This window comes from Limnospira indica PCC 8005, assembly GCF_000973065.1.
Taxonomy (GTDB): domain Bacteria; phylum Cyanobacteriota; class Cyanobacteriia; order Cyanobacteriales; family Microcoleaceae; genus Limnospira; species Limnospira fusiformis.
Map to the genome: position 1 here is coordinate 2,199,849 of NZ_FO818640.1, position 22,511 is coordinate 2,222,359.

Below are 22,511 nucleotides of genomic sequence, written 5' to 3' on the forward strand. Positions count from 1 at the left end.
GCTACCTATAGGGGCGCTTTGACTACGCCTGTGAGAACTTTTGGTTCATTCCCGAATCTCCGTTGCTTTAGCGTGGAGAGAGCATGATTTAATCACAAATTCGGTTAATATTTTAGGGCAATACAGTATAATAAGCGAGAAGGGTTGAGGATAAACCTATTGCCAAATATGTCAAACCCAAGGAAGCGGCCTAAATCCTTGGAGTCCATGAAAGAACACTCCGCAGATGGGACGACAATGGCTCAATCGACACCATCAGAACCCCCGCTGGGCAACGACGATACAACGTTGAGTGATATACTGCTGCCAAATCAGGCAGTGACAAACGCAAAGTCGTTATCTATGCCAGAGTTAGTAGCCACGCCCAGCAGTCAGACCTCAACCGACAGGTGGCCGCACTGTCCAACCTCTACCCCGAAGCAGAAGTCGTCTCAGAAATCGGAGGCGGGCTCAACTTCAAGGGAAAGAAAATGCTGGCCTTACTGGGACATCATTTGTCAGGAGATGTCGGCATGGTTGTCGTTGCCCACCCAGACCGATTGGCAATATGGGGATTTGACTTGTTTGGATGGCTCTGTGAGCAAAACAGTTGCTCACTCATGGTTCTCAACCAGACAAGTCTCAGTCCAGAACCAGAAATGGTTGAGGACATCCTCGCCCTCCTCCACTGCTTTAGCTCCAGATTATACGGACGGAGTAAATACAAAACTCAGGTCAAAGAAGATCCGGATTTACCCCAGCCCAGAGCTAAATCAAGTCTGGCGTAAATGGCTGGCTGCTTGTCGGTATTGCTACAACCAAGCAATTGCATTATCTAGGAGTGGTAAACGACTAAGCAAGTTAAAGTTACGCAATAAAGTGATGCAGAGTGACTTACCCGAATGGGTCAAAGAAACACCCGGCCACATTCGGCAAAATGCCATCTTTGATGCCTATCTCGCCTTTTCAGCCAGTCCTGGCGCCAGGTTTAGGAGCTGTCGGGATAGTTCTCAAGCCATCAAGTTTAACGATGCTAATTTCTCTTCAGGGAGTTGGTATCCAAGACTCACGAAAGGATTAACTTTCATGGTTTCCGAACCCATCCCTAAAACTTGCGGGCAAGGGACTCAGTTGGTGTTTACCAAAGGTCGATGGTTGGCGATTTTCCCTGAACCAGTTGCCGTTACCCCAACTGACGCTACTGGCGTGATTGCATTAGACCCGGGTGTGCGAACTTTCATAACCGGGTTTGATGGTTCACGATTTCTGGAATTGGGCTCCGGGGATATTGGACGCATTACTAGGCTATGTCAACATTTGGATGATTTAATGAGCCGAATCGCCAAGGAACCCTGTCGTTCAAGGAGGCGACGGATGAGGCAAGCGGCTCAACGAATGAGAACCAAAATCCGCAATCTAGTTGATGAAGCCCACAAACAAATTGCTCACTACTTGACTCACAACTACAGCCTAATTTTTTTGCCCACCTTCGAGACTTCCGATATGGTTGCCAAGGTGAAGCGTCTAATCAGGTCTAAGACTGCCCGCGCCATGCTGACATGGGCGCATTATCGATTCAAACTAACCCTGAGACATCAAGGGGAAATAACTGGAACCACAGTTGTAGATGTGACGGAAGAATACACCAGCAAAACCTGTACTCACTGTGGTCATGTGCATTCCCAGCTAGGTGGCTCAAAAGTGTTCCGATGTCCGGAGTGTGGGTTCACTCTACCTAGGGACTGGAACGGTGCTTTTGGAATCTTTCTAAAAGCTTTGCGGGATACCGCCTCTGTTACCTTAACGGGTAATAGTGCTATCGTTGCATTGTCCGGGAACAACCGGAAAAATGTCGCGTAAATGTATCAGTCAAATATTCACAAGAAGGATGGTTATTCGTATGCCAACTAAGTGCTGCCCCTCGTTTACTCCGGCAGCCAGCCCAGCTGAATACAGCTATGGCGGGGGTCTCTAGGAGGGAAAAAAGATGACGAATTTGAGTCTAATTAATTCCAACGGACAATCTGCATCTATCCCGTCAGACCAAAACGGGTGCTGTGACGATCGCACTTTAGAGCAACTGGATCTCGATAGCATTAACGATCGCCTCAAAAATGCTAATGCTACTGATATTGTGAAATGGGCTGCGGAAACTTTTGGGTCAGGGTTGTTGATGAGTACCAGTTTCGGTATCCAATCGGCTGTGATGCTACATCTAGTTACCCAGGTAGTTCCAGATATTCCGGTGATTTGGGTCGATACGGGTTATCTTCCCATTGAAACCTACCGCTTTGCTGAAGAATTGACTCAGCGCCTCCAACTCAATCTGAAAGTCTATCAATCTTCCCTGTCTCCGGCTAGGATGGAAGCACTTTATGGTCGTCTGTGGGAACAAAATGATCTCGAAGCCTTTAACCGCTATGACCAAATCCGCAAGGTTGAACCTATGCAACGGGCTTTAAATGAACTTGGGGCTACGGCTTGGTTGGCGGGACTTAGGGCTGATCAGACCGCACACCGCCAAACTTTGCGTTCTATTGATTACCAATCGGGTCGTTATAAGGTTTACCCGATTCTTAATTGGCATTCCCGCGATGTCTATCAATATCTAACCGCCCACGACCTCCCCTATCATCCCTATTTTGACCTCGGTTACACTACTGTTGGTGATTGGCATTCCAGTCGCCCGGTGACTGATAGTGATCAAAGCGATCGTGATACCCGGTTCCGGGGACTTAAACAAGAGTGCGGCTTACACCTTCCCCAAAGCGACGAAGAAGCCAAGAGCTTGGATTCTAGTTCCCTCTAACATAGTCCCGCCTGTTATGGTTACACCCAGGGCGATTCCCCGGTATCGGTCTATTCTGATAATTAGATTAACTTTTGTAACAAAAAATTAATAATTGTTACAAAAATTTCTGGTTGGGGGTCGCGTCTTGATTTTGGGGTGAGGCTGTGGTATTATTTATATAATGGGGAAATACACATTTTTTTTTTGACTAAAACATTCCAATTATGAAAAAAGAATATGTCAATATTATATGATGAGTCGCCAAAACTTGTCAACCCCCAGCGGTTAACGGGGAGTAATGGGGATTTGTACTTCACTATATTTTAAATAGGGGGGAGTCATGGGGGAATTATAAAACAAGCGTCTTGGGGGTCCAAAAATTTGATATTCGGGATGCTGTTGTAACCAGTCTTTCAATTTATCCAAATGTATTTGGTAGCTTTCCCAGGTATAAGGACCTTGAATCCCAATGCTAACGACGATCATTTCTGGGGTATCTGTTACGGTGACATCAGAATCAACAGTTTGGGGATTAATTTCGGGTTGAGAATATAAAAAAGACACATCAGCCGCCGATGTTTCTTCCCAGGAATCTTCCTGTAAATATCGCGCCTCGACGGGGGTTGTCATGGCGATATTATTAGTGCTAATATGTTGAAATAGGGGGTTGAATGCCATGCGGGTGGCGATGGTTAAATCTCCCTGATGACGGTAGGTAACAGCCCGATAATGGGGGTATTTTTTAACTTCAATAGTTCCAATGGCTGTGGGTTCTGGGAATCCTTTTGGTAAATCGGCTGGCATTTTTCTTAACTCCTAGATTCAACAATTATCTTTGATTGTACATGATCAGGCTCCCCAAGTGCTATCAATTGCTGTAAGTGATGTGGTGTAGGACAAAAATCAGATAATTGCTGTGGGTGATTTATGGTGATTTCGGGTTTATCTCGATACATAATAACCCGACCAGTAATATAAACATATCCTCGACCGAGACCAGCATATCGACGATTAATCAATCGGACAATGGGTGCATTTTTATCGCTTTTGGCTTCTGGTATCCATAACTTGATAATATGGTCTTTTGACCCTGTATGAATTAAGGCACTATTACCAATCCATTTGGTGATACCATCTTGTAAGTCACAAAATACAGTAATCCATTGTTGACTAGCGGCGGCGGCTAGAATTTCGGGATAATCAAAACGGACAGAAAGCACTCCGGCTGTTTTGCCATGATGGCGATAATCTTGAATAATACTATCCCTTAATGACCACCAACAGCTTAATAGTTCATAATCACGAAATGGCTTATTTTGAGGTAAATTACGATTCCAAATGATGAGATTATGGGATTGAGCGATCGCTTCTGCTTCCATCATTTGGCGGTGATAAAATTGCGATCGCCCATATTTAATATAATAGGGACTCCAACCTTCTTGAATTAATCGCAAGTTATAATTATCATCGCCCTTATGAACATAGCAAATCAAACGACCATAGGTATCTCGGTATTTGTCTAAGCAGACTTTTAAGGAATCATGACTATCAAATTCCAAATCAACTTGGGTTAAGGTTCCATCAGCTTCGGTGAAGTATTTTTTAGCCATAGCTGAAGCCTCTATTCCGGTTTGCGTGACAGGTTTGGAACCTTTAGCAAATGATTCCTCGGTATCAACGCAATGCAATCGCAGAGGTTCTCGGCGACCATTTAGCAAGACTTTGATAGTATCTCCATCTACAACTTTAGTAACTTGTAGGTTGTTAATTCTAGTTCCCACTTTTCTATAAGTATACTGGTAATTTACAAGAGTCTTCTATAGCAGTTATTAACCTGACTGAATTATGAAGTATTAAGGGATTGTTTCATGGGTATTAATCAGATTTTAACTTATCTAATCCCTCACTGCTAACCCCTCTCCCCAATAGGGTAAGGGGAGTTTAGATGTAGATCAATCAGGAATTGCTATAGATTTTGTGTCCCTCCCAAATAAGCAAGCGATCGCCTCAGTTGGGGATACCAAAATGAGGTAAAGCTACTATTGAAGATAAACAATGATATCATAGATATGGGAAGGTTAAATCTTGAACAATGCAAAGTTTTATCACATAATTGTCAGATGTCCTTTCCCCAGTGTATATAGGTTTCCCTGGGTCTCTAGTTGATTCGGGGATAACCTGTAGGAAGCCCAACCCCTGTGATTAACGCTTAACCATGATTTAACTATGATATCCGCAACATTAGCTAATTTTGGTATTGTATTTGTCGGAAGTGTATTTTTACTAACAGCGATCGCCAAAATTAGTGAACCTTGGAAATTCGCCCAACACATCGCCCAACTGAGGCTATTTACTTCTGGGTTAATTGAACCGATAACCATCACTTTTATAGCTGTTGAAGCGACCATAGGAACCGCGTTAATTTTCGGGGCGACACCCGCCATTATGATCCCGTTTAGTATCATAATTTTAATGGGTCTGTCGTGGTTAACTTATTGGAGTACATCGACGGGAAAAACGGAAGATTGTGGCTGTTATAATGGCTGGCTAAAAATCACCCCCAATCAAAGTTTACTGCTGAATTTATTATATATTATTTTCCTAGGTGTAGGTTTAATTGGCAACTATAACACAGGGACTATTTTATGGCGGTGGATGATTGTTATAGCGACGTTTTTAGTTAGCTATACAGCCGCCTCAGCTTCCCTAGCCTATTTAGATATTCATGGCTATCCATTCCTTGATTTAGCGCCGATTCAAGCTAACCGACCCTGGCAAAATCAATGGTTAGGAGAAGCAGTAGATTTAGACCTCAGTTTGGGTTCAAAATTAATCGTTTTTATGAGTCCCCGCTGTCCTCAGTGCAAGGACTGGTTACAGGTGTTAAAAATTGTCCATGATTGCCCGGAATTGCCTGATGTTTTAGGGGTTGTCGCGTTTACTAATTATGATGAAATGCGGTGGTTTGTTGATAGTTATCAACTCAATTTTTCGGTGGTCGCTTTAGATAGCGTAGCATACGATCGCCTAAAAATTGATACTGTCCCCACCGCTGTAATAGTGGAAGATGGTATCATCCGAGAAAAATGGGTGGCGGGAATGCCTGCATCATTTGTTCAACGCATTAAACAGGCGCTATCTGTAGCTTAAATAGGGAAAGCCACAGACTTAAGAATAGTTAAGGGTTGTTGTTGCTTTAGTTGTGCCAATTGTTGATGATTACCAACCAGTAGCGCCCCCGCAAACCCTAAAGAATTAACGGATATTTCGTCAAAACTTTCTTGCGATCGCGGTATAATTAACAGCCAATTTCGAGTCGCTAATAAGTTATAAGGTGTGGCGGGTTTCCCCTGATCATTAATTGAGATGTTCAGAAAATCCAAGGATTTTAAATACTCTGCCAAAGTCACTTGGGCGGCTAATTTATAATCAGTGACTAAACCGGGTTCAAATAATGATAAAGTATGGCGAAACTCAAAGGGGGGTATTTTACCGATTGAACCGGAAAAAATACTAGATGCGATCGCCTTTTCAATCGGTACATTTAAACCATTAGGAATTAGGGGAAACGGCACAAGTTGAAGGTGTTTATGGCGTTGACTAGCCCCCGCCTCTCGACCACCATTATAGAAGGCTAAACCGTCAATTTCGGTCAAAGCCAGCCACATAGCCTCAAAATCTTCTAAGGTTAGTAAACTATCCTGTTCTTGAAAATCCCGCGTTACTATCAACAGATGATAATCGACGACATTAAACTTATTAAGTAAACCCACATGAGTAGCTGATAAATTCTCGACAAATAAATCAGGGTCATAAGGTAAAAAAGGATTAAATTCTACCCCGGTGGCGGTCTGGGTTTTTTCCTGCTTTTCCTGGACTGTAGCCTTGCGTTGTAGATTATCTATCACCCTGACCAAAAAAGGGATTTCCGCCTGTTCAATGAGCTGATAATGGGTGCTAATAGGCTGTAATGCACCGACCTCTAAAGCCCGTGCGGTTTGCTGTTGAAGTTTTAACAGTAATGTCCCTGGTTCTAGCATGGTTAATTATGGACTCAGTAAGTAATCAGTAAGCCCACTAATTATATCAAGTTTTACCTGTAATTTTTTGCCTAATCACGGGTTGATTAATATCGATGATGTCATGGGGGAAGATATGGCGCAGAGTGATGAGTTAATCCGGGCTGAACATTGAGCAGTTGGTGAGTATTGATCAGATATTTGGGCGGAATGGTTGGGGGGAAAGATTGCCATAAAAATTAGTCATGGTATACTATTATTAGATAGTCTTAGATACTCTAATTATAGTATAGTCTATGATTTTAAACATGACAGCTATCAGTCCCCAACTGAGGTTAAGTGAGGACAATTATCAAAGTCATATCCTGAGTATTGCACCCATGATGGATAGGACCGATCGCCATTTTCGTTACTTCATGCGACAAATTACCCGCCGTCCCCTACTGTATACAGAAATGGTGACAAGTGCTGCAATTATTAACGGCGATCGCCACAAATTACTGGACTTTTCACCAGAAGAAAAACCCCTCGCCTTACAGGTTGGGGGAGATGATCCTAATGAACTGGCGACCTGTGCTAAAATCGCCGAAGATTGGGGTTATGATGAGATTAACCTCAACGTAGGTTGTCCGAGTGCGCGGGTGCAAAATGGTAACTTTGGCGCTTGTTTAATGGCGGAACCGGAAAGAGTTGCTGAAGCTATCTCAGCCATGAAAAAAGCAGTTAATATTCCAGTAACAGTTAAGCATCGTATTGGTATCGATAATCGCGATCGCTATGAAGATATGGCCGCATTTGTGCGGGTGGTCGCCGCCTCTGGGTGTCAGCGTTTTACCGTTCACGCGCGCAAAGCATGGCTACAAGGATTAAGCCCCAAAGATAACCGAAATATACCCCCCCTGCGTTATGGAGATGTTCACCGTCTCAAGGCAGAATTTCCCGATTTGACAATTGAAATTAATGGAGGATTTACTACCCTTGAACAGGTGAAACAACAACTCACAAAAGTTGATGCGGTAATGATTGGTCGCGCCGCCTATGATAATCCCTATTTATTTGCGATCGCTGACCGAGAAATTTACGGCGAAAATATCAACCCACCCACCCGTCATCAGGTAGTAGAACAAATGCTTCCCTATATCGAAAATTGGTTAAGTCAGGGAGGGCGACTTAACAGCGTTGTCCGCCATATCCTACAACTTTTCGCTGGACAACCAGGGACTAAAGCCTGGAAGCGATATTTAAGCGAAAACGCACACCTTCCCGGCACTGGCGTGGAAGTAGTTAAAGCCGCTTTAGCCGAGGTTCCCTGACTCCCAAAAGCGATCGCACTTTTCAGTCAATATAAAAAGGCGATCGCCTCTGACAACAACATCTAACCGACCACATTTATTGCTATAATTGAGGGGCGATAGTTAACGGGACTGGCTTTGATGATGGGTGGGACTATAGGGACAAGGTTAGGGGTTTAAAAGGTTATGAATTAGGTTAGATAAATGTTTTAATTTAATCGGTTGAGTTAGATATTCATTGGCTCCCGCTTCTCGTAATTTTTCCGGTTCGCCAGTGTTTTCTACAGCAGTTAAGGCAATAATTGGTAAGTTAGTTAACTTGAGATTTTGGCGAATATATTTAATGGATGCTAAACCATCAAGCACAGGGATTTGAATATCCATTACAACTAATTGGGGAGATTGGGATTTGATTAAAGCGATCGCCTCCTGTCCATTTCTAGCTATCAATAAACTATAGCCTTTAGCTTCCAGATAACTAGACAGTGTAATCAAATGAGCCTCGTTATCTACCGCCAGCATAATTAACGGAGATTTGGGATAATTAATCGCAGAATAAATCGGCAATTTTAAGTTATAATTATCATCTGTTTTGGAGATGATATTATTTGATGCTTCTTTAAAGGGCAAATAAACCGTAAAACAGCTACCTTTACCCAGTTGACTGCTCACCTCAACACAACCGCCATGTAATTCTATGATTTGTTTAACCAAAGCTAATCCCAGTCCGGTTCCACTATATTGACGATTGAGACTACTATCAATTTGGGTGAAAGGTAAAAACAGTGTATCTAAGTCATCGGGAGCAATCCCAATTCCGTTATCTATGACTGAGAAATAGATTGATTGAGGAGTTGGAATTGCCGGATTAGGAGATAGTCTTATCCCTACATTTAAGTTAATTTTACCAGATTTATGGGTAAATTTTACCGCATTACTTAGCAAGTTAATCAGGACTTGACGCAGCCGCCGATTATCTACTTTGATGAAAGTTTTTTGTAATTGCTGGGGTATGTTACTCTCTATATTAATTTGTTTGGTAAATGCCAAGTGATTGACTAAAGTTAAACTAGAGTTACATAGTTCCTGCACTGATACTTCGGTTAGATATAGTTCGAGTTTCCCCGCCTCGATTTTGGAGATATCCAGAATATCGCTAATTAATTCTAGTAAGTGTTTACCACTTTTTTCAATCATGGCGATCGCATGATGTTGATTAGGGTTCAATGTCCCTAATATGCCTTGTTTTAACGCTTCCGACATCCCCAAAATCCCATTAAGAGGGGTACGCAGTTCATGGCTCATATTTGCCAGAAACTCATCTTTAAGGCGGGTAGCCCGGTCTAACTCGGCTACAGTTTTTTGTAATTTGATTTCCATCAATTTACGTTCACTGATGTCTACCACTACCCCATCCCAAAGAATATCGCCATTAGCTTGTTGTTCGGGTTGAGAAATACCCTGTATCCATTTTTTTTCACCAAATGGGGTAATCAATTTTCCTTCCCAAGACCAGGTGTTTAAGGTGCTTGCAGATAGCAAAATTGAGGATTTAAGAGAGATAAAATCTTCCGCCTCAAAAAGTCTGAATAACTCATTAGCATCTCTGGTGATTGTATAAGCATCTAAACCAAAAATTTGTTGGCAGCGTTCACTCATATAGATAAAATCATGGGAGCCATCAGGATGCAAAACATATTGATATAAAACCCCCGGCATATTATTGGCAATGCGTGCAAATCTGTCCTCACTTTTCTTGATCGTGGCGGCGGATTTTTGGCGTTCACGAACTGCTGCTTGCTGTTCGCTAATATCCCGAATGACAAAAACTACCTCATGGTCACCACAGGGAGCCACCCGGACTTCTTCATGACGCAAAACCCCATCAATCACTACATCTTGTTCATAGGTTTGTAGGGTTTTGGTGGCTAGGGCTGTTTGCGTAACCTGACTATATTTCGCCGCAATAGGGGGGGGTAATAGTTCCTTGATTGAGTGACCAATGGCTAATTTGATGTCCACTAAATTTCCGACATATTCGGATGGATAAATAGCCAGATATTCCCCTTGGCTGTTCAGTCTAAATACTAGGTCGGGAATGGCTTGCAAAGTTGCCTTGAGTTGTTCTTGACTGCGTTGGAGGGCATTGTAGAAAGCCTTGCGCTGGGTAATATCATTGGAAATACCACAGAGGGCGTAGGGTTGCTGATTTTGGTCAAACAGGATAAACTTATGGGAGAGGAAAGTATAATTTTGGTCATGGATGGTCACCTCTTCCTCGAGCTGATGGAAGTGACAAGATTCAATTACTATGCGGTCATGTTTTTCAAAAACATCAGCGACTTCGGGTGGGTAAAAATCATGGTTAACTTTGCCAATGATATCTGCTAGAGTACAGTTAAATAATGTCAGAAATGCCCTGTTAACAAAGGTATGTCGTCCTTGTAAGTCTTTGACATAAATTACCGCCGGAGCAAAATTAAGCATTGCTTCTAACTTAGCTTCACTTTCTCTGAGGGCGGCGGTACGTTCTTCTACCCGCACTTCTAACTGTTGATTTAAGTCGGCTAAGGCTTGGGTAGTCCGATCGCGTTCAATAGCAATGGAGGCAATATGGGCGCTAAGGCTGAGAATTTCTAAGTCTTGATTTTGGGGAGTGCGACAGGTCTTGAAATAAACCGCAAAAGTTCCTAAAACTTGCTGATCACTACCGATCGCCGGAGCCGACCAACAAGCACGCAATTGATGTTCTAGGGCTAAATGTCTGAAGTTTTGCCATAGGGGGTCTGTCGCAATATCAGCAACGATGACAATATCCCGACAAAAAGCAGCTTTTCCACAGGAACCAGCTTCGGGACCAATGATCATCCCATCTAAAGCCTGGGAATAAGCCTTGGGTAAATTAGGGGCTGCGCCGTGGTGTAGTTTCCCGTGGCGATCGCATAGTAAAATCGAACAGAGTCCCCCCTGGAATTGCTTTTCCATTGACCGGGCTAGGGCATCAAGAATTTCGGGAAGCGGGTCTAACTTAGCCATGATAACTTCTGCTTTCTTGCTAAAGATGCTACGGTGAAATGGTGATTGTGCAAGCCTAGCCCCCCTCCCTTATTCTAAGATAAACTGGCAATTTCTGCCAACTCCATCCATCTTTCTGTCGCCTGATCAATTTCCACTGTCAAGGACTCAACTTGCTGGTGTAACTCCTGCACCCGACTGACAGAAGTTGATGAGGCTTGGTAAAGTTCCGCCTCTAACTGCTGTTTTTTCTCCTCTAACTTAGCGATTTCTTTTTCCAGGTTTTCATACTCTCGCTTTTCCTTAGAGGAAAGTTTGCGCCGCCCGTCTTTCCCCCAGGAATAGCGGGGGGATTTTTCCGGTTCTGGTTGGCTGGGGGTAGCCTCGACCTGCATTTGCTGTGACTGTGCTTTGGCGACTTCTTCGGCTTGTTTATAGTCCAAATAAACCGAATAATTACCGGGATATTGACGCAGGACTCCCTGAGACTCAAAGGCGAAAATCATATCGACGGTGCGATCTAAAAAATAGCGATCATGAGACACCACGATCGCGCATCCATTAAACTCCTCTAAATACTCTTCCAACACCGAAAGAGTCTGCACATCTAAATCATTAGTCGGTTCATCTAAAATCAGAACATTGGGTGCTTCCATTAATACCCGTAACAGAAACAAACGCCGTTTTTCGCCGCCAGATAGCTTATTTAAGGGAGCATATTGTTGGGCGGGAGGAAATAGAAACCTCTCCAACATTTGGGAAGCGGTAATTTGGGTTCCGTCAGCGGTAGTCACATATTCTGCCACCTCTTTTAAATAATCAATAACCCGCTGATTTTCATTCATCGCTTCCAGCAGGTTATCACAATGTTGGTCAAAATAGCCAATATGAATAGTGCTGCCAATTTCCACAGTTCCCGAGTCCGGTTCAACCCGACCCGTAATTAAATCTAAAAGGGTAGATTTTCCGACTCCATTACTGCCAATAATTCCCACGCGGTCTTGGGGGTTAAATGTATAGGTAAAATCTTTAATTAAAGTTTTGTCATCATAGGATTTCGCAATATCCTTTAACTCAATTACCTTCTTACCTATGCGGCGACCGGGGGTAGAAATTTCGACTTTGCCGAGGGTTGATTTAAACTCAACATCCTGCATTTCTTCAATGCGTTGAATCCGGGCTTTTTGCTTAGTGCTTCTGGCTTTGGGTCCTCGCTTTAACCATTCTAATTCTCGGCGCAAAACTCCTTTATGTTTATGTTGTTGGCTGACCGCTACATCTTCCATTTCGGCTTTTTTTTCCAAGTAATAGGAATAATTGCCGGAGTAGGTATATAAATCACCGCGATCGATTTCAATAATGCGGTTAGTGACCCTATCTAAAAAATAGCGATCGTGAGTAATTAAAAACAAAGCGCCCCGATAACTATTCAAATAATCCTGTAACCATTCCACAGACATAGCATCAAGATGGTTAGTCGGTTCATCCATTAATAAAACATCTGGTTCTCGCAATAGCGCCGCCGCCAAAGCAATACGTTTGCGATATCCTCCCGAAAGGCTGCCAATTTTGGCATCAAAATCCTCGATTCCCAATTTAGTTAAAATAATTTTTGCCTGAGTTTCCAACTCCCAAGCATTACTAGCATCCATGCGCTGCATAATTTCGGAAAAGCGAGTCATGAGGCTTTCATCATCGGGAAATTTAGCAATTTTTAAGGAAAGTTCCTCATATTCCTGAATCAGATGCAGTTTATCACCACTATCAGCAAAAACCTGTTCTAAAACGGTGTTATTTTCATCAAGTTCTGGTTGTTGCGGCAAATATATTAGTTTAATTTTCGGGTTAACCCAGAGTTGACCGCCATCAATATGTTCGCTACCTACAATCATTTTTAGTAGGGTGGATTTTCCAGAACCATTAGTTCCAATTAAACCCACTTTATCCATAACTCCTAAATTCAGGTTAGCATCCCTAAGAATTTCTTTAGTCCCGAAGTCTTTTTGAACTGATTGTAGAGTTAATATATTCATCTTTTAGCTAAGGGCTTTATTGGCAAATATTAATAGTTTAAATAGGGGCGGATGCCCCTACTAGGAAATAACAACTGGGTGACAATGATTAGGATTTAGTTAGGTCGCCGACGTTAAATAAGAAGGGAACCTTACTTTTAGAATCACCCAAAATCAGGACTTTAGGCATTTGAGAACCCCCTTGTCGCCAAGCCTCGATCGCCTCTTTTTGCAGTACCAACTCACCGCCTTGAGCCTTGAGAGTTTCGGCTAATAAGCGTTGAGCTTCCGCCCGACCCTTAGCGCGGTTAATGTCGGCTTGGGCTTGTTGTTCAGCTTCTTTAGCGACATATACAGCCCGCCGCGCCCGTTGTTCAGCGATTTGTTTTTCTTCAACGGCGCGAGCAAATTCGGGGGAGAAAGTCAGATCGACAACACTGGTATCTAAAACAATAATCCCATATTTATCTAATCGTGACACCAGAGCCTCGTCAAAATCTGCTTTCAGTTGTTCCCGTTGAGTAATGGCTTCCTCAATGGTACGTTTAGCAGCGGCAATTTTAAAAGATTCCTGAGTTTGGGGCGCGACAATTTTAGATACCACATTTTGTAGAGTACCTTGTTCCCGGCGGACTTGCACGACATTTACGGGGTCAAGGCGGAAGTTGATGGCAAAACTAGCGGAAAGTTGCTGTAGATCCTTGGTGGAACTTTGGGCGGGAACTTCAAACTTCTGGACGGTGACATCATAAATATCGACGGCGGAAATTATGGGAGGCTTAAAGTGTAACCCCTCTAGTAGTGCGCCATCCTGGGCTTTTCCGAGAATACTTAACACGGCGGCTTGACCAGGATTAATAATTACAAAAGAATTAAGCCCAATCAGAATAGCCAGTGCGACGATAATTCCCAGAACAATGGCTGGTAAACCCTGTTGGGGTTGTGCGCTTTTCAAAGTTATAACTCCTTAGTTATGAACGACAGTATAGAAGAGGCTGGAAAGCATCATCTTCTAGTTTAAAGGTTTTGCCGATTACCGACATGATTGACGATCGCGTGTAAGTTGTGGTTCTTGCCAATCGTAGGAATAATGGCTGATCGACTGAATTTGGGGAATAGCATTGATAATGTCGCGCATCTGATGTTCTAGGGGGGGGCGGTTTTTAATGGATTTGCCCCAGTCTCCAGCGATCGCTGGGATAATTTTAGTTCCCGGTTGGGCTTGGTTAGCAACAGTTTCCACTTGTTCAACTATACAGCTTGTGGTGCCACAAACTCCATAGGCCATGGGATGCCATTCGATCGCACTAGGGAACCGATCCCAAGGTTGCAGCCGGGAATCAAAACCCTGTTCCCCAACGCGACGGTTAGCCTCCGGGAAAAACACCGCCCCAGCCGGAATGCCGCGTGATTGTACTGGCTGGCTAAACATATTTAAAAAGTCCAGAATCCCCTGTTGGGCGTGAGCCACACTCAACCGCCACAATTGTTGATTAAAGGTATTTCCCAGGCTGGGAATGCCACTGAGAGCGGGGAGGGCGGTTTCATCATGCCACAGGGGTGGTTTTTCTTGTGGCTGTGGTTCCTGTGGCTGTGGTTCCTGTGGCTCTGCTGGTGTTGGCTCGGTTGGCTCAGGATACTTTTGATTGATCTGATTAACATCATTTTCGGTGACAAAACCCTGGCTAACATAGCGTTGTAGCAGTTCCCGTCCCCGGTCGTTGTTGGCTCGTTGCAGCAAGGCAGACAGGGAAGCATCCCCATAAATCCATAAATCCTTAACCCGGCTGGCTACTGATTGAGGTCCCAAACCCCTGGGATAGCGAACATAGTCAAACAGAACACCACTGGGGCGACGGCTAAGGACGGCATTCAGGAGGGTATTAAAATCTTGTCGTGCGGTGGGATTATAGGGGTCAACGAAACCCTGATTGATGTAGCTTTCCCCAAAATCGTTGCTGGCGGTGCCGTCTAAATTCGCGGTGACGGTGGTTTCCCCACTACCATTGACCGCAAGGACTCCGGCGCGGTTAGGTAGTAGGGTGTAGGTATAACCAAAGTTGAGCATAAACATCCAGGCGTAAACCTGTAGCCCCCGTTGTCTGCCTTTTTCGATGGTTTGCGCGAGGAGGTCTACTTGTTCCAAGCCGGGCGATCGCATCACTGACGGCCAAGGGGTGGGGTTATTGGCCGCGGGAAGTAACACCTGACCATCATAAAATACTTCTAGGTAAACTTGGTTATAGCCTTTGTTGATGATGTCATCTAACAGCTTTTCGATGGCTCCGGGTTGGGCATCACAGCTATATAGTCTTAACCATAAGGCCTGATTTTGGGGGCGGCTTTGCTGACGACAGCGATATACAGCTTGGGCGTGTTGAATCAGGATCTGGTTATATTGCTGTTGGGCGTTGCTATCCCCCGATAGAGCGCTTTGGCGCAGGCTTTCTTTAGAGGCGATCGCCTCTGGGGAGAGGCGACAAAAGGCTATGGTTTGCGATCGCCCTGGGCTAGTGGCCAACAGGCTTAATAATATAGCCCCTAACATGGGTTTATAGAGACTCAGCAGACGGTGAAGCCAATTTAAGGCGATCGGTGATTTAGCCATAGCACATATACCAAATAAAAGCAACTCTTAATCATTACAGATCAGATTGAGTTGCCTCGGTTAATTTCCCCATCAGGTTAGCCGGAGTTAAGCGCCCCGTTTCACAGCCGCTTCTACTTGTTTAAACTCCTGTTCTAGTCTTTGCTTGAGTTTATCAGGAACGGGACGGTTAGGGTAGGAACTGTAATGACCTGCTAGGGCATTTAAGGCAGTCCGCATAGTAGTAAAGGAACTGGAAGTAGAAACCGCTGGGTCTCGACGGTAGCGGGAAGCGAAACTATTAATCAGGGTCCGGGCTTCCGCCTGGGCGGCGGCCTTTTCTGGGGCATCTTCCGGTAAAGCGATCGCAGTTCTCAAACTATTCACAACTGCTAAGGTATCCTGGCTATAATTTCCTGTTAGACCATCGGGTGAGTTACCACAGCCCACCAGGGCAACGGTAACGACCATCAGTAGGGCAACCAGACGAGAAACAAAGTATTTCATAAAAAGACTGTCAAAATAACCTAACTACAATCCTACCTCTAATTGCCAACAGCCACCCACATAGTCTGGTTGTGTTACCTAGAATAGCTATCACACCCTCGGCTTTCTTAGTTTTGTTTCCGGCTATTCGCCCATGGGATAATGTATTTGATGCCAGTGCCACAGAATCAATCCCTATTCACCATCTCCTAACTAAGCTAATGATTAGCCAAGATCTACTGTTCTCGAATTTGCCGTTATATAAGGCAATTGATCGACACCCACTGACGGCTTCTCCTGAAACTCCCTTAATGGGGGTCATCTCCATGATCAGCCCACAGCCAAAAAGTGACTCTGACAGGGAAACCCAGCCACACCGGAAAAGTTGCGTCCTGGCCGTAGAACAGGGAAAACTGGTCGGTTTAATTACGGAAAGGGATCTCGTGCGCCTGGCTACCCAATATCGCAGCTTTGACCATTTAACCTTAGCGGCGGTGATGACCCGCGATCTAGTCACCCTATCAATAGAACCCCATCAAGACATTTTTACTGCTATTACCCTGATGCGTCAACATCAGATTCGCCATCTTCCGGTTTTGTCCAAAACTGGTGACCTGCTGGGATTAATTTCCACACAAACCCTGCGCGAGTGTTTGCAACCAGGGGATTTGTTCAAATTACGTCAAGTCGCCGAAGCCATGACGCGAGACGTGATCCATGCTACCCCTAACGCTTCTATTTTACATCTGGCTCAATTGATGGCGGAATATCGGGTTAGTTGTGTGGTCATTGCTGAACCCAAAATCGGGGATAGTTTCCTGTGCCATCCTGTAGGAATAGTCACAGAAAGAGATATTGTCAAGTGTTCAGCCCTGGATCTTAATTTTGATCGGATGATGGCGGCTGACATTATGAGTAGCCCTCTATGCTGTTTGCACCCCACAGAAAATTTATGGGTAGCCCATGAACAAATGCAGCAACGGGGAGTCCGTCGGTTAGTGGTGTGTGATGAACAACAGCAATTAGTGGGTATTTTGACTCAAACCAGTTTACTGCAAACTCTTAATCCCCTGGAACTTTATAATACCATTGAAGCCCTACAACAGCAGGTTAATAAATTACAAGGTGAACGGCTCAAACAGATGCAAAATGACCACCATCATACTCACCAACAACTGCAAAAACAGCGAGATTTGACCGAGGCTATCTTAGATACGGTTCCGGCTTTAATTGTGGTTTTCAATACCCAAGGTTACATCGTCAAATTTAATCAAGCCTGTGTGAAAATTACCGGATATTCTGGGCAAGAAGTTCAAGATAGACCGTTTTGGGAGATTTTATTAGTTCCTGAAGAAGTGAACAGCGTAAAAAAGGCGTTTGCGGATTTAACAGCGGGGAATTTTCCCAGTTATCATGAAAATTATTGGGTGACGAAAACAGGCGATCGCCGTTTAATTGCCTGGTCTCATACAATTTTATGTGATGATGATGGGCAAGTGGAATATATTATCGGCACGGGAAAAGATATTACGGAACGGAGACGGGCAGAAATTGAGTTAGAATCCCAGAAGGAAGCCTATCGCCAATTAGCATCATCCCTGGAAGAACAAGTAGAGTCAAAAACCGCTGAAATTGCGGAGATTAAGCATCAACTAGAACTGGAAATTAATCAGGTAAATCAGATTCAAAAACAGCTAATATTTTCTCAAGAAAGATTGAATGATTTACTTAATTCAAGTTTGGCAATTATCTATAGCTCTGACCCGGAAACTATGCGGGTGACATTCATTAGTAGTCATGTGCAAAATGTCCTGGGATACACTCAGAAAGAATTCCAAGAAAGTGTCGAGTTTTGGGAAGAGAGAATTCATCCAGAAGACCGAGATTTTGCCTGGTCTAAAGTTCGTGAGGTTTTGACGAAAGGGACATCTTTTTATGAATATCGTTTTCGCCATGGGGATGGTAGCGATCGCTGGATGCAAGAACATCTAAGGTTAGTATTAGATGCGGCGGAAAAACCCAGAGAAGTGGTGGGCTATGGTTTTGATATTAGCGATCGCAAACAAGCAGAAATAGCAGCAGCGGAACGAGAGGCGATCTTGTCTAGTTTCTATAATAGCACCAGCATGATGATGGGTGTAGTAGAACTCATAGATGGGGATATTATCCACATTTTTAGTAATAATGCAACGGCTGAATTTTTGGGTGTGAGTCCTGAAGCCCTGAAAAATGCCCGGTGTAGTGAAATGGGTGTACCCGCCTCAATTATTGAGTTTTGGTCTCAACATTATCGGGAAAGTCAACAGCTTGGTAAACCGATTAAATTTGAGTATATTCACACCTTAAATAGCCAGGAACATCACTTATCGGTTACGGTTTCGCCTATCCTCAATTCGGGCTTAGACAAGTTGAGGTTTTGCTACATTGCTGAGGATATTACCCAAGCCAAACAAACCGAATATCAATTATATAAAATCACTCAAGATTTGCTCAACTCTCAAAAAATAGCGGGGATTGGCACTTGGGAATATAATGTAAGTTCGGGTAAAATTACTTGGTCAGAAGAGGTGTTCCGGATTTATGGCATGGACCCGACCCAAGGGGAACCTACTTTAGCAGAATTACGAGAAAAAATGCACCCGGATGATCGCGATCGCCACGCGGAAGATACGGAGCGATCGTTAACCTTGGGAGAACCTTTTTATACAGAATATCGTCTGGTTCGTCCCAGTGGAGAAATTCGTTATATTCAAGGTATGGGAGGGGTTGAACATGATGCAGAATGGCAACCATTACGCTTATTTGGCTCGGTAATTGATATCACCGAAAAAAGACAAGCAGAGATGGCTTTAAGTGCTTCTGAGGCTAAATATCGCCGTCTGATTGAACAAATGCCAGCGGCTACCTATACGGCGAATTTAGATGACAAATTTAGCATACTTTATATTAGTCCTCAAATTGAGCGTTTGCTGGGTATTTCAGCCAGTGAGTGGTTAAAAAATAGTAAGGATTGGCTGGAGTTAGTGCATCCAGAAGATCGCGATCGCGTGTTGGAGGAAATCCGTCAAGGTATCGAAGAAAATCAAGGCTTTAGTGTTGAATATCGGATGTTTTCGCGATCGGGAAATGTGGTCTGGGTGCGTGATAACGGCCAAGTTGTCCTCGATGACCAAGGCAACCCCACATTCCTCCAGGGAGTTATGATTAATATTACTGACAAGAAAGAGGCAGAAATTGCCCTCCAAGAAAGCGAGGAAAAATTCCGTCAAATTGCTGAAACAGTGCGAGAAGTGTTTTTTATGACATCTTTTGATGGTCAAACAATTCTGTATATTAATCCTGCCTACGAGAAAATTTGGGGGCAAAGTTGCGCCAGTCTCTACGAAAACCCTCAACATTGGATTAATTCTGTACATCCAGAAGATCTACAGCGGGTGATAGAAGCATATCAGCGCCAGTTTCAGGATAAGTTGGTTTTTGATGAGGAATACAGAATCATTCGCCCTGATAGTACAATTAGATGGGTAGCAGCGCGGGTTTTTCCAGTCACTGATAAATCAGGAAAAATCTATCGTTGGGCGGGAATTGCCGAAGATATTACCTCCCGAAAACTCATGCTTGAACAACTCCAAAACAGTAAAACATTTATTCAGAAAGTTACTGATTATATACCCAATATTTTGTACATATGCGACCTCATCAAAAAGCGCAATGTTTATATCAACCGCAATATTCAAGATATCCTAGGATACACCTACGAAAAAATCCAAGAAACCGGAGGCACTTTACTCTATGAAATTCTCCATCCTGAAGATTTACCCATCATCGAAAAACACTTTCAAGATATGTCCAAAGCACAAGATGGTCAAATATATACCGTAGAATATCGCGTTCAAAAAGCCAATGGAGAATGGCGGTGGTTACTGAGTCGGGATCTCGTTTTTAGTCGCCATTCAGATGGACGGGTTCAAGAAATTTTAGGGACGGCTACAGATTTCACCGATCGCAAACAAACCGAAGAAATATTACACACTACTTATCAGCATCTCAAGCAAAAAAATCGGGAAATGGAAATTGTCAGCAAAATGATTGAATTTCTGCAAGCCTGCGATGCAGTTGAGGAGGGATATGAAGCGATTGCGGAATTTCTCAAACAGCTTTTTCCCGATTTTTCTGGGGCGGTATTGGTAATAGATCCTGATAGCCCGGAATCGGATTTAGAAGTGGTTTCTACATTTGGTGAACTCCCACATCAGGAGATAAAATTTACTTTCAAAGACTGTTGGGCGTTACGAAGGGGAAAAATTCATACCGCCAGTGACCAGCAATCGGGTTTATTTTGTAATCATATAAATTCTGAACTGCTACCTAAATATTCTTTATGTATTCCCCTAATTGCCAAAACCAAAATTTGGGGATTATTATACATGATTACTGAATCGTCTTTCGTTAATATGGAGTCTTCCGAACAACTAGGGCGCACTGTTGCTGATCAGTTATCTTTGGCTTTATTCAACTTGAAACTTCAGGAACAATTACGCCTAGAAAGTATCCGAGATCCTTTGACTGGACTCTTTAACCGTCGCTATCTGCAAGAAACGCTCAATCAAGCCTTAGCCAAGGCTCACCGCAAAAATCAACCCTTATGTATTATCATGATAGATATTGACCATTTTAAACACTTCAATGATACGTTTGGTCATGAAGCTGGGGACTTAGTTTTGCAAGAAATTGCTCATTTCATCCAAACAAATATCAGAAGTTCTGATACGGCTTGCCGTTATGGGGGGGAAGAAATGACGTTAATTTTGCCAGACACTACCCTAGAAATAGCGAGCGATCGCGCCCAGTTTTTATGTGAGGGAATTCGCGGATTAAAACGGCAACACCACAACCGAGATCTCGGTCAAATTACGGCTTCTTTTGGGGTGGCTAGTTTCCCAGAACACGCCCAAACTTTAGATGATTTACTGAGACTGGCTGATGATGCTTTATATCTGGCAAAAAACCAAGGACGCGATCGCGTAGTAGTATGGGAGTTTCTCTAATCAAATAGCTGATAATCAGACCCTAACAACAACTTGATGGAGAACAACAAGACTCGTCGTTATTAATATTAGTGACGTGGTAATTCTCACCTTTAGTTAGTTTAGGGTCGCGGATGGCATTTTGCCGACAATCAAATTCTTTAGCATCCTTTAGATCAATATTTTGATAGGGAGGAATGGGGATAATATCGTCACTGTAGGGACTCCTAGTATAGATGTTAAAGGTTTTATCACAAACTGCCATAGGTTGACCTCGATAAAGGGTATGACCATCATCATCAACTACCTGTTTCCAAGGTCCTTTATAAATTACTGCTTGATGGCGTTCTAAACAAGGACCTTCTTTCCCTTTGTAGGCGCAAACTGTGACAGACCGAAATTCAATGCCATCAATTACCTGCCAAGGTTCGGTCTGACGGGTTAAGATTTCGACCCCATAAAATCCGGCATTTTCAAACATTTGTAAAAATTCGTGTTCTTGAAAAGCGCCAGCAATGCAACCACTCCACAATTCGGGGTCGTTGATAATTGTTTCGGTGGGGGGTTCGTCACACACAATATCAGAAATAACCGCCCTTCCTCCGACTTTTAAGACTCGGTAAATCTCGGCAAATAGTTTCACTTTATCCTGAGATTTAACTAGGTTAAGCACGCAGTTAGACACGACTACATCCACAGTTGCATCAGGGATTAAAGGCTGGTTTTGGCGGAGGCGATCGCACATTGCCTCAAACCGGGATACATCTTCTATGGAGGTAATAGGATTATCATTTAACCAGGTTTGCACCATAGCCAAATTTAGCCCCAAATCCTGGATTTTTCCCTTAACAAACTCAGTATTTTTATAGCCCAACTTATCGGCAATTTCATCTTGATACTTACGGGAAAGCGCCAGCATATCATCATTAAAATCAACCCCAATTACTCGCCCATCTTTGCCGACTTTTTGGGCGATAATATAGCAATTTTTGCCAGCACCAGACCCCAAATCTACCACCACTTCCCCAGAATTAATATATTGGGTGGGGTCGCCACAGCCATAGTCTTTCTCAATAATTTCTGATGGCAAAATCTCCAGATAATTACCATTATATGATGTCGGACAACACAGGGAAGGCTGAACATCTTTCGCCCCGGCTTTATAGCGTTCTAAAACTTCATTTTCTATATCATAATTAACAGCAGTATTTGCCGATTTAGCTGGAGTCATGATTTAAGCATCCTTAGGTTGATGATATGGATCTATACACAGATAGGCTGTAATTCATGCCATAGCTTGATT

Annotated in this window: 14 protein-coding genes and 1 pseudogene; 6 read left to right on the forward strand and 9 right to left on the reverse strand. The window is 43.5% G+C overall.

What is annotated here, in order from left to right:
* Window positions 1–194: 194 nt before the first annotated feature.
* The 3 genes and pseudogenes from XZ46_RS09655 (at window position 195) to cysH (ending at window position 2,788) form a co-directional block, all read left to right on the forward strand.
* Window positions 195–767: pseudogene (locus tag XZ46_RS09655) on the forward strand (IS607 family transposase).
* Complete coding sequence (locus XZ46_RS09660; RefSeq protein ID WP_230428096.1) at window positions 730–1,839, forward strand: RNA-guided endonuclease InsQ/TnpB family protein; 1,110 nt, start codon at window positions 730–732, stop codon at window positions 1,837–1,839. Before XZ46_RS09655 ends, XZ46_RS09660 begins: the two are co-directional and overlap by 38 nt.
* A gap of 127 nt (window positions 1,840–1,966) precedes the next feature.
* The gene (gene cysH, locus XZ46_RS09665) at window positions 1,967–2,788 is read left to right on the forward strand and encodes a phosphoadenosine phosphosulfate reductase (RefSeq protein ID WP_006626217.1); all 822 of its coding nucleotides are present in this window, start codon (window positions 1,967–1,969) and stop codon (window positions 2,786–2,788) included.
* 267 nt (window positions 2,789–3,055) lie between these two features.
* Here the strand turns inward: cysH and XZ46_RS09670 are convergent, their stop codons facing one another.
* Window positions 3,056–3,574, reverse strand: a complete 519-nt coding sequence (locus XZ46_RS09670) for a heme-binding protein (RefSeq protein ID WP_006626216.1) — start codon at window positions 3,572–3,574, stop codon at window positions 3,056–3,058.
* Between the two features lie 5 nt (window positions 3,575–3,579).
* On the reverse strand, window positions 3,580–4,551 hold the full coding sequence (locus tag XZ46_RS09675) for a thermonuclease family protein (protein WP_006626215.1): 972 nt from the start codon (window positions 4,549–4,551) through the stop codon (window positions 3,580–3,582).
* 445 nt (window positions 4,552–4,996) lie between these two features.
* On the opposite strand from XZ46_RS09675, the gene XZ46_RS09680 reads away from it, so the two are divergent.
* Window positions 4,997–5,920, forward strand: coding sequence for a MauE/DoxX family redox-associated membrane protein (locus XZ46_RS09680; RefSeq protein ID WP_006670457.1), 924 nt, complete (start codon window positions 4,997–4,999; stop codon window positions 5,918–5,920).
* On the opposite strand, the gene XZ46_RS09685 is transcribed toward XZ46_RS09680, so the two are convergent.
* Complete coding sequence (locus tag XZ46_RS09685; protein ID WP_008050092.1) at window positions 5,917–6,810, reverse strand: ATP adenylyltransferase family protein; 894 nt, start codon at window positions 6,808–6,810, stop codon at window positions 5,917–5,919. The two genes, XZ46_RS09680 and XZ46_RS09685, sit on opposite strands and share 4 nt — an antisense overlap.
* A gap of 287 nt (window positions 6,811–7,097) precedes the next feature.
* On the opposite strand from XZ46_RS09685, the gene dusA reads away from it, so the two are divergent.
* Complete coding sequence (gene dusA, locus XZ46_RS09690) at window positions 7,098–8,102, forward strand: tRNA dihydrouridine(20/20a) synthase DusA (protein ID WP_008050096.1); 1,005 nt, start codon at window positions 7,098–7,100, stop codon at window positions 8,100–8,102.
* A gap of 147 nt (window positions 8,103–8,249) precedes the next feature.
* On the opposite strand, the gene XZ46_RS09695 is transcribed toward dusA, so the two are convergent.
* The 5 genes from XZ46_RS09695 to psb27 all read right to left on the reverse strand — a co-directional run bounded on the left by XZ46_RS09695 (window position 8,250) and on the right by psb27 (window position 16,202).
* Entirely contained in the window at window positions 8,250–11,117 is a 2,868-nt protein-coding gene (locus XZ46_RS09695) for a hybrid sensor histidine kinase/response regulator (RefSeq protein WP_008050098.1), read from the reverse strand.
* Between the two features lie 74 nt (window positions 11,118–11,191).
* Window positions 11,192–13,129 (reverse strand): ABC-F family ATP-binding cassette domain-containing protein, encoded by a 1,938-nt coding sequence (locus XZ46_RS09700; RefSeq protein WP_008050100.1) that lies wholly within the window; start codon window positions 13,127–13,129, stop codon window positions 11,192–11,194.
* A gap of 88 nt (window positions 13,130–13,217) precedes the next feature.
* Window positions 13,218–14,063, reverse strand: a complete 846-nt coding sequence (locus XZ46_RS09705; protein WP_008050102.1) for a prohibitin family protein — start codon at window positions 14,061–14,063, stop codon at window positions 13,218–13,220.
* A gap of 78 nt (window positions 14,064–14,141) precedes the next feature.
* Window positions 14,142–15,716, reverse strand: a complete 1,575-nt coding sequence (locus XZ46_RS09710) for a family 10 glycosylhydrolase (RefSeq protein WP_006670453.1) — start codon at window positions 15,714–15,716, stop codon at window positions 14,142–14,144.
* A gap of 87 nt (window positions 15,717–15,803) precedes the next feature.
* Complete coding sequence (psb27, locus tag XZ46_RS09715; RefSeq protein ID WP_006626207.1) at window positions 15,804–16,202, reverse strand: photosystem II protein Psb27; 399 nt, start codon at window positions 16,200–16,202, stop codon at window positions 15,804–15,806.
* A 71-nt stretch (window positions 16,203–16,273) separates the two neighbouring features.
* Between psb27 and XZ46_RS09720 the strand changes: the two genes are divergently transcribed.
* Window positions 16,274–21,229: a PAS domain-containing protein gene (locus XZ46_RS09720; protein ID WP_008050104.1), complete on the forward strand. Its 4,956-nt coding sequence runs from the start codon at window positions 16,274–16,276 to the stop codon at window positions 21,227–21,229.
* A 22-nt stretch (window positions 21,230–21,251) separates the two neighbouring features.
* Here XZ46_RS09720 and XZ46_RS09725 read toward each other — a convergent pair whose 3' ends face one another.
* Entirely contained in the window at window positions 21,252–22,439 is a 1,188-nt protein-coding gene (locus XZ46_RS09725) for a DUF8838 domain-containing protein (protein ID WP_006626205.1), read from the reverse strand.
* Between the last annotated feature and the right edge of the window lie 72 nt (window positions 22,440–22,511).